This is a genomic window from Vibrio makurazakiensis, assembly GCF_050337375.1.
In the GTDB taxonomy this organism is placed as follows: Bacteria; Pseudomonadota; Gammaproteobacteria; order Enterobacterales; family Vibrionaceae; genus Vibrio; species Vibrio makurazakiensis.
The window spans coordinates 1-8,578 of sequence record NZ_JAKJSW010000182.1 but is presented as its reverse complement, the minus strand read 5'-3'; the positions used below and the strand labels follow the sequence as shown (position 1 = coordinate 8,578).

The window sequence follows — 8,578 nt, the reverse complement described above, 5'->3', positions numbered from 1 at the left end:
CCCTATATAGTAACAAGCTCAAAGTCATAACGACTTTTGAAGTTAGCCATATCATCTTGTAGGAACTACCTTAAATGTTGATGAAAAGTTACGTTAGATAGTTGTTACATAGGTTAAGCTATGCAACTATAAATTTAGCAAATTACTTATTTTGTGTCACGAAGTTTAAACGAAACACCATTCACATTAGATGAGTTGACGCATACGGTCTTGCACCACTTCTACTAACAAGTCGGGCTGGAACTTAGATATAAAACGATTACACCCTACCTTCTCAACCATCGCTTCATTAAAGCTACCGCTTAATGACGTATTAAGAGTGATGAATAAATCTTTCATTCTTGGATCGCTACGAACTTCATGAGTCAATTTATAGCCATCCATTTCTGGCATCTCAGCATCTGTGATCATAAGAAGAAGTTCTTGATAGATATCTTTTCCTTCATCACACCAAGACTTCAATAGGTTCAATGCTTCTAACCCATCTCTGCACTCGATAATATTCAAGCCTAGTTGGGATAATGTACCTTTAACCTGGCTTCGCGCAGTAGAGGAGTCATCAACAATAAGAACGTTACGACCAATCATTTTAGGAGCAAGACGTTCATCTAGCACACCTTCCGAAATGGAAACATCGTAATCAATAATTTGTGCCAACACCTTCTCAACATCAATGRTTTCAACAATCTTATTAACCTTATCGTCTTCAATTTGAGTGATTGCAGTAAGGTAATTTGAACGACCAGCCGTCTTTGGCGGTGGTTGAATTTCAGTCCAAGTGGTATTCACAATATGTCGAACTTGACCCACTAAAAAGCCCTGAACACTACGATTGTACTCAGTAATGATCAGATTATTTTCACCGGTGTTATCTAAAGAGGCAGGAAAACCAATCGCGCTGCGAAGATCAATGACAGGAACAGACTCACCACGAAGTGTCGCAACCCCTGTTATATGGTGATGCGAGCCTGGCAATTTCGTTAGAGGTGGCACTTTAAGCACCTCTTTTACTTTAAATACGTTAATCGCAAATAATTGACGGCTATTCAAACTAAACAACAACAGCTCTAGGCGGTTCTCACCAACCAATTTAGTTCTTTGGTCAACTGAGTTTAAAACTCCAGACATACTACATCCTAGTGTAAATACTAACTCTACTTAACATAGCCTAAGTCACTATCCTTAGGCAAAGGCCACCGTTAAAGATATTCCTAAAGAGGTGTAATATTAATAGTAGGTTAAGCTATAACGGAATTATACAGACTATCAATAATGACAACTGATTATAAGAGCTAGCCCACACTAACCTTCAATTACTTTCATAAGCAACTGACCATCATAAAGAGCCTGCTTAATCAAAGCAGCGCCAGGCATAGTTGCTTGCTTATAGAACCGAGATTCGACCAATTCCAAGTCTTGATGGTAAACCGGCAAGCTTTGTTCTTCGATACACTTTTGTACCGCAGGATATAGCACTTCTTTGGCCTGGTTTATTACCCCGCCAATTAAAATCTTTTCCGGATTAAACAAGTTAATCACAATCGCAATCGCAGATCCTAAATACTGACCAAGCTTTTCAATCACATTCACAGCAAGTGGATCACCGTTCGCAGCAGCTGAACAAACGCTTTCGATTGTAATTTCTTCTAGCTCACACAGAACAGACTCTTCACCAGCAGCGATACGCTCCATGACTTCTTCACGGATCGCCTTAGAGCTCGCTACCGTTTCTAAACAGCCGCGGTTACCGCAATGACACTTTTTGCCATTCTTATCGATTTGGATATGCCCAAGTTCACCAATGTTGCCATGTCGACCTTGTAACACTCGCCCATCAAGAATAATACCAGCGCCTAAACCATGGTGAATCGAGATCAGAACAGAGTTATCGTTATCCTGTGAATTACCAAAAAGCTTTTCAGCCAAAGCCCAAGCTCTTGTGTCATTCGCAATAAAAACCGGAAGTCCAGTCTCTTTGTAAATTTCAGGACCAAGTGCCAAATTTTCAACATTGTAATGAGGCATTTGCAGCACAATACCTTGCTCAGAGTTTACTAAGCCCGGTAACGTAATTGCGATACTCGTAACCCTATCCAGTTGCTCTGAGTAAGTTTGAAAAAATTCATCGATTTCATGTAGTAGACGTGCAAGTACATCGTCTTGGTCACGCTCATGAATATCGATCTTAGTATCGATCAGTACATCACCGCCAAGCTCGTGTAGAGCTATCGTCAGATACCCTCGCCCCAAACGCATCGACAGAAACTGCCAACCTTCGTTATTAGTTTGTAGACCGACAGCAGGACGCCCACGACTTGTCGCTTCTTGGACGGTCGTTTCATGAATGAGGTGAGCTTCAATGAGTTCACGAGTGATTTTAGTAATACTCGCAGGAGCCAACTCACTTTGCTTAGATAGATCAATGCGAGAAATGGGACCTTTAAGGTCTATCAGTTTGTATACACGACCAGCATTGACCTGTTTGATATGATCAATATGGCCCGGTTGAGCCATGTACATTTTACGCTCCAGAAATCATCAACCTGCCAATTTTTTTACTTTGCGAAGTAATTGTGAAGCGCTTTGGTATATCGCCGTGACAAGCATCACGTATATACGTAAATCTTTGTGTATCTAGTCATATTGTTTATTGAAAGTTACCTATTTGCTACGCAATTTTTAACTTAATTTTTTATATGAAACATCTTTTTTTCTTATCAGTTCTCGTTTCATTAAAAAATTCTCAGGTTAACGACTGCCTACCCAATTTTTTTTCAATTAATGCATATACTTAATTCAGCCTTTCCGCTTAGGGGATACAAATGACAGTTGAATTAAGAAAAACGAAAATTGTAACAACACTAGGACCTTCAACCGATAAAGGGAATGTTCTAGAAGAGATTATTGTCGCTGGGGCCAATATGGTTCGTATGAACTTTTCTCACGGCACTGCTGAAGATCACATAGAACGGGCTGAAAAAGTCCGAACCATCGCCGCTAGGCTGGGTGTTCAAGTTGCTATTCTAGGCGATCTACAAGGGCCAAAAATTCGAGTCTCTACTTTTAAGGATGGAAAAGTTCACTTAAATGTTGGTGACAGCTTTACATTAGACAGTCAATTAGGGTTAGGCGAAGGCGATCAAGATGCCGTCGGACTTGACTACAAAGAGTTGCCAAATGATGTTCGTAGCAACGATATTTTGCTATTGGATGATGGTCGTGTTCAGCTACAAGTCACTCWTGTAGAAAGCCATAAAGTCCACACCCGAGTCACCATCGGTGGAGCCCTTTCTAATAATAAAGGGATTAATAAAAAAGGCGGAGGCTTATCAGCTGAAGCTCTCACAGAAAAAGACATCCGAGATATTAAAACTGCGGCTCAAATCAAAGTCGACTACCTTGCAGTTTCATTCCCCCGTAATGGCGAAGACATGAATTACGCTCGTCGATTAGCGCGTGATGCAGGTTTAGAGGCACACCTCGTAGCGAAAGTAGAACGAGCAGAAACCGTAGCTACGGTTGAAAACATGGACGACATCATTATGGCGTCAGACGCTGTTATGGTTGCTCGTGGTGACTTAGGAGTCGAAATTGGTGACCCAGAGCTCGTTGGGGTACAGAAACAGCTGATTCGCCGAGCGAGAGCGCTTAACCGTACTATCATCACTGCAACCCAAATGATGGAATCAATGATCACAGCGCCAATGCCCACACGAGCGGAAGTCATGGATGTGGCCAATGCCGTATTAGATGGTACAGACGCGGTTATGCTATCAGGTGAAACCGCCGCAGGTGCGTACCCTGTAGAAACAGTTAAATCCATGGCTGAGGTATGTGTCGGTGCCGAGAAGATGGCTGAAGTAAACAAGTCGACTTATCGCATCAATAAAACCTTTGCTACTGCCGAAGAAACAATCTCTATGGCAACCATATACTCGGCAAACCATATGGAAGGGATCAAAGCAGTTGTAACGCTGACAGAGTCAGGCCGTACTGCTTTAATGATGTCTCGTTTAAATTCAGATATGCCGATTTTCGCGATGTCTAGAAACGAAAGTACCCTCAATCGCTGTGCACTCTACCGAGGCGTCACACCGATTTATTTCGATACCAAAGTAGAAAACAACTTAGATATTGCCCTCGACACACTCAAATCTCTGAAAGAGCGTAAGTTACTAAAATTTGGGGACTTAGTGATCATCACTCAGGGCGATATAATGGATGTCGCAGGTTCAACCAACTGTTTGCGAATTTTACCCGTAACCTAACAATATGTAAGTCAATATAGACTGATTCAGACTTTTATCGCGTATAAGCTAATCGGTCCGAAAACAGAGATGGAATCTAAAGCCTGCTGATGACTTTACTCAGTAGGCTTTTTTACTTTGAGGTAGGTCTTAATGAACTGATAGCCAGCTTCAAGACCTTGATTGTAGTCATGGAGCAGTTCTTCTTGCGAACTCATTAATGAACTTGAACGAAGTGGCTCACTCGGGGCGATTTGAATAATAAACGTATCGTCTGGTGGGGTATTCAAAAAGTCTTGTGTCAACGAATAGGTTTGGAAATGAACCATCAGCATATCAGCTAAGCCTGAATCAAACTTATCTCCAACAAGATGGCTCAAGCGGTAAATATCATCAGCACCAAATAACCAACGTCCACCATTCAACAAATCAAGGTGTTGTCGATCTCGCTTGTGCTCTTTCGAGCGATCTATTTGCTGTTGGAAAAAAGAAGACCAATCAAACTTCCATTGATCTAACCTCTGTTGCCATTGCTCCTGAACACTATTAAAGGATTCCTTGAACCACTCAACTTCCTTTGTTTCAGCGTTTTCTCTTGAAACAGCACTGAGTTGTTCTTCTTCATCCAAAATTGGTTCTGTACGAATAACCACAATAGAACGGGCAGACTGCCGCCAAGCTTCTTGAACAGGTATACAGGCCGAAACACCGCCATCAACATAAGCTTGAGAGCCAATTTGAATTTCGTCGGTATAAAGTCGTGGAATCGCACAAGTCGCAAGCATCACTTTGTACCAATCTTCACCTAGCAATGGTAAATAATGGTCTTGAAGATTTTGAGTATCCGTCACGGCACCGTATATTTTTCGTTCACCTAAAACCTGACGACCAAGGTCAAGATCCAATTTATACGGGTAAGACAAGACTTGTTCCAGCGCCCACTCTATGCCTAGACCTTTTCGGTGTCGAATATAGGCAAATAGGTTAAAAAATTCAGGTGCGGTAGTGAGGTCCAAAATAAAGGATTTACCTAGACCAGGCTCTCGACAGGCGTACGCGCATAAGTTTAATGCACCCGCAGAGGTTCCATAAAACTCATCGAAAGGATCAAAGTTTGAATAAAGAAAGGCATCTAAAACACCAGAAGTAAATATCCCTCGCTGGCCACCGCCTTGAGCGACCAATGCCGTTTTTCCAACAATAAACTTAGAGTAATAGTCCAAGTTTATTGCGGAATCACTTTCTGTTACATAACCGCTATTCATCATAGGCAGATAAGGTTGCGATTTGATACTAACTTGTGATGGCAACGAAGCCAAAAGTAAGTATTACAGCGAAGATACAGACTACTATYTGAAGAGCATTTTTCAGATCATGTTCCATAGACACCTCTTGAATTATTATAAGTGTTACACGTTGTAACTAAAGTAGTATCAGCTGTGTGAAGTATCTTCAAGAATAGCCTAAATTAGTCGCACAATATTGACGTAAGCATCACAATTAGCAGGTGATTTGATAAGGATATCCCTATGAATAAAATAGCAAAAATCTCTAGCTTAATTTCGCTATTCACTTGTTTTTACGCTTCAGCAGCATCAAACGCAATCATCACGCCACTCGTGGGTTATACCTCAGGCGGAAGCGTACAAGATCAAGAAGCTAATACATATGATTTAGAAGGTTCAGAAAGCTTTACCTTTGCCGTAGAAACTCCCCTCGAGCAAGGGCGCGTTGGCTTGTTTTATTCCAATCAGCAATCTGAACTCAAAACCCTAAAGCTCAGCTCCTCAATTCAATATTTACACTTTCAAAGTAGCATTTATTATCCTGCAAACGAAAAACTGTCGACCTACATTGGTTTAGGTATTGGTGCCTCCTATGTAGATGTAGATTGGGCAGACGACAAACTCGGTTTTTCGGGCTCAGCGTTTGGTGGGATTGAATATAAGTTTACCGACACATTATCACTCAATAGCCAAATTCGTTGGCTAGGTACAGTCGTAGATAACGACACATCTGGTGTTTGTACCGTCCCGACTACTCAACAATCTTGCATCATTAAATTTGAAACCGATTGGATGAACCAATTTCAAGGAAGTATCGGCTTAACTTTTTACTTCTAACTAAGGTTCACAAGCTATATATACCGCCTCCCACTCTATTAACGAGGGGATATATCTATAGAGTGTATGATTTTCAGTCATACGCTCGATTTTATAATTAAGTTTTATATATCGATAATTATTATCAATACGATACAYTTGAGAATCTATAGAGCTGAAAAGTTGCACATATCACCTAGCAACTACAATTTTAACAATTTAAACACTGGCGCCCCTCAAATTTACAACATCCCCATTCTATTGCTTTAACTTTATGAAGTCGTTAATCTCAATATCACGCAACAGCTGAATATTTCAGCCAATGCAAACACACATCAAACAATTAAGAATAATCATCTGAGTTCTTGTTACGCTAACAACATATTAATCTAAACTTTTGCTTATTCATGGAAGATAGAGTAAATGGTCGATGTACTATCTAGTCTCACCCCTTCTCTTTTTCCTATAGCAAAGCGTGCCAAGAAGCTTCATACCTCAGGGAAGTTGTAAAGGAGTAAACTATGAAGCGAGAACAGTGGGGATCCCGTGCTGGATTTATCCTAGCCGCAGTAGGATCAGCTATTGGTTTAGGCAACATTTGGCGTTTCCCATACATGGCTTATGAAAATGGCGGCGGTGCTTTTTTCATTCCATATCTATTTGCGATGCTTACCGCAGGTATTCCATTTATGATCCTAGAATTCAGTATGGGTCAAAAATACCGTGGTTCAGCACCTGCAACTTTGGCTAGAATCAACTCGAAGTTTGAGTGGCTCGGCTGGTTCCAAGTTGGCGTAGCTGCCGTCATCGCGGTGTACTATGTTGCAGTAATTGGTTGGGCAATTTCATACTTCGGTATGTCTTTCAATCAAAGCTGGGGCACAGACACTAACGCATTTTTCTTCAGCGAATACTTAGCACTTGGTGATAATTCGCCAACGAATTTAGGTAGCATTCAATGGGGAATTGCCGGTGCAATGCTACTAGCTTGGGCAATCACCTATGCTGCTATTGTCGGTGGCGTAAAAGCGGGTATTGAACGAGCATCTAAGGTAATGATGCCAGTACTATTCATTATGGTGATCTTGCTTATCGGCCGTATGGTTTTCCTACCTGGTGCTTTAGACGGTGTGAACTATATGTTCGAACCTGACTTTAGCAAAATCTGGGATGTGAAAGTTTGGGCTGCAGCTTATGGTCAGATCTTCTTCACTCTAAGTATCGGTTTCGCCATCATGCTGGCGTACTCAAGCTACCTACCAGAGAAATCTGACATCACGAACAATGCGTTCATGACAGTACTGATCAACTGTGGTTTCTCTATCCTAGCAGGTATCATGATTTTCTCAGTACTTGGGTATATGGCTCAAGAGCAAGGTAAACCACTTACTGAGGTTGTTTCTGCCGGTGTAGGTTTGGCATTTGTTACTCTACCAGCGGCGATTAACCTATTGCCTGCGCCATACATTCTTGGTCCACTATTCTTCTTCGCACTAGTGGTAGCAGGTTTAAGCTCTCATATCTCGATTATGGAAGCAGTGACGTCTGCAATCATGGATAAGCTAAATTGGAGCCGCAAAAAAGCAGCAAGCATCGTCATTGGCGTTGGTGTTGTTGTGTCAATGGCTTTTGCTACTAACGGCGGTCTACTACTACTTGACCTTGTCGATCACTTCGCGAACAACGTTGGTATCATGGTTGGTGGTTTCATTGAAATCTTATTGATGGCTTGGCTACTGAATAAAGTCGGCGACGTACGTGAATATGTAAACGCAATTTCAGATTTCTCAATCGGCGCTTGGTTTAATGTTTGTCTACGCTTTGTAACACCAGTGATGTTAGCAATCATCCTAGCGACAAAACTGAGTGCACTACTAACAGACGGTTACGGCGGCTATGACTTAACTCTAGGTTGGTTAATGATTGCAGGACTACTCGCTATCGGCGTTATCATCAATATTACAAGTAAGAAGGAAGCTTAATCATGACTACAAGTGCAATTATCATGATGGTTCTTGGCCTTGGCATCACTTGGGGTGGCGCAGCTATCTGTATCAAGCGAGCTATGGACAAGCAGTAACGATTTAAGGGCAGAAGTACCTGTCTTAAAATTTAAAAATGCCAGCGACTTCGCTGGCATTTTTTATTCTATCAATCAAAATTTATAAGTTAGGCCTAACGCCCCACCTATCTGAAGTTCAGGTCCTTTATATAAGTTGAGCTCTGGGT

The 8,578-nt window shown here is 41.5% G+C and carries 8 protein-coding genes; 4 read left to right on the top strand and 4 right to left on the bottom strand.

Annotation, left to right across the window (positions count from 1 at the left end; translation table 11 throughout):
• Nucleotides 1-186: 186 nt before the first annotated feature.
• Both L4C33_RS16940 and mlc read right to left on the bottom strand, forming a co-directional pair.
• The gene (locus L4C33_RS16940; RefSeq protein ID WP_428813589.1) at nucleotides 187-1,128 is read right to left on the bottom strand and encodes a chemotaxis protein CheV; all 942 of its coding nucleotides are present in this window, start codon (nucleotides 1,126-1,128) and stop codon (nucleotides 187-189) included.
• Nucleotides 1,129-1,302: 174 nt separating this feature from the next.
• Nucleotides 1,303-2,520 (bottom strand): sugar metabolism global transcriptional regulator Mlc, encoded by a 1,218-nt coding sequence (gene mlc, locus L4C33_RS16935; protein ID WP_428813588.1) that lies wholly within the window; start codon nucleotides 2,518-2,520, stop codon nucleotides 1,303-1,305.
• Between the two features lie 302 nt (nucleotides 2,521-2,822).
• Between mlc and pyk the strand changes: the two genes are divergently transcribed.
• Nucleotides 2,823-4,268, top strand: a complete 1,446-nt coding sequence (gene pyk, locus L4C33_RS16930) for a pyruvate kinase (RefSeq protein WP_428813587.1) — start codon at nucleotides 2,823-2,825, stop codon at nucleotides 4,266-4,268.
• Nucleotides 4,269-4,363: 95 nt separating this feature from the next.
• On the opposite strand, the gene L4C33_RS16925 is transcribed toward pyk, so the two are convergent.
• Both L4C33_RS16925 and cydH read right to left on the bottom strand, forming a co-directional pair.
• Nucleotides 4,364-5,512, bottom strand: a complete 1,149-nt coding sequence (locus tag L4C33_RS16925) for a patatin-like phospholipase family protein (RefSeq protein WP_428813590.1) — start codon at nucleotides 5,510-5,512, stop codon at nucleotides 4,364-4,366.
• A 28-nt stretch (nucleotides 5,513-5,540) separates the two neighbouring features.
• Nucleotides 5,541-5,630 (bottom strand): cytochrome bd-I oxidase subunit CydH, encoded by a 90-nt coding sequence (gene cydH, locus L4C33_RS16920; protein ID WP_428813586.1) that lies wholly within the window; start codon nucleotides 5,628-5,630, stop codon nucleotides 5,541-5,543.
• A 146-nt stretch (nucleotides 5,631-5,776) separates the two neighbouring features.
• Here cydH and L4C33_RS16915 point away from each other — a divergent pair, with 146 nt between their 5' ends.
• The 3 genes from L4C33_RS16915 (at nucleotide 5,777) to L4C33_RS16905 (ending at nucleotide 8,429) form a co-directional block, all read left to right on the top strand.
• Nucleotides 5,777-6,370: an outer membrane protein gene (locus tag L4C33_RS16915; RefSeq protein ID WP_428813585.1), complete on the top strand. Its 594-nt coding sequence runs from the start codon at nucleotides 5,777-5,779 to the stop codon at nucleotides 6,368-6,370.
• Between the two features lie 500 nt (nucleotides 6,371-6,870).
• Complete coding sequence (locus tag L4C33_RS16910; RefSeq protein ID WP_428813584.1) at nucleotides 6,871-8,331, top strand: sodium-dependent transporter; 1,461 nt, start codon at nucleotides 6,871-6,873, stop codon at nucleotides 8,329-8,331.
• 2 nt (nucleotides 8,332-8,333) lie between these two features.
• Nucleotides 8,334-8,429 carry a methionine/alanine import family NSS transporter small subunit gene (locus L4C33_RS16905; RefSeq protein ID WP_145958556.1) on the top strand — a complete coding sequence of 32 codons (96 nt, stop codon included), beginning with the start codon at nucleotides 8,334-8,336 and terminating at the stop codon, nucleotides 8,427-8,429.
• Nucleotides 8,430-8,578 lie beyond the last annotated feature (149 nt).

Excerpts from the sequence above, each read along its gene's own strand:
- L4C33_RS16910 (WP_428813584.1), top strand. The coding sequence starts at position 6,871 with ATGAAGCGAGAACAGTGGGGATCCCGTGCTGGATTTATCCTAGCCGCA.
- mlc (WP_428813588.1), bottom strand. The coding sequence starts at position 2,520 with ATGTACATGGCTCAACCGGGCCATATTGATCATATCAAACAGGTCAAT.
- L4C33_RS16905 (WP_145958556.1), top strand. The coding sequence starts at position 8,334 with ATGACTACAAGTGCAATTATCATGATGGTTCTTGGCCTTGGCATCACT.
- L4C33_RS16915 (WP_428813585.1), top strand. The coding sequence starts at position 5,777 with ATGAATAAAATAGCAAAAATCTCTAGCTTAATTTCGCTATTCACTTGT.
- L4C33_RS16925 (WP_428813590.1), bottom strand. The coding sequence starts at position 5,512 with ATGAATAGCGGTTATGTAACAGAAAGTGATTCCGCAATAAACTTGGAC.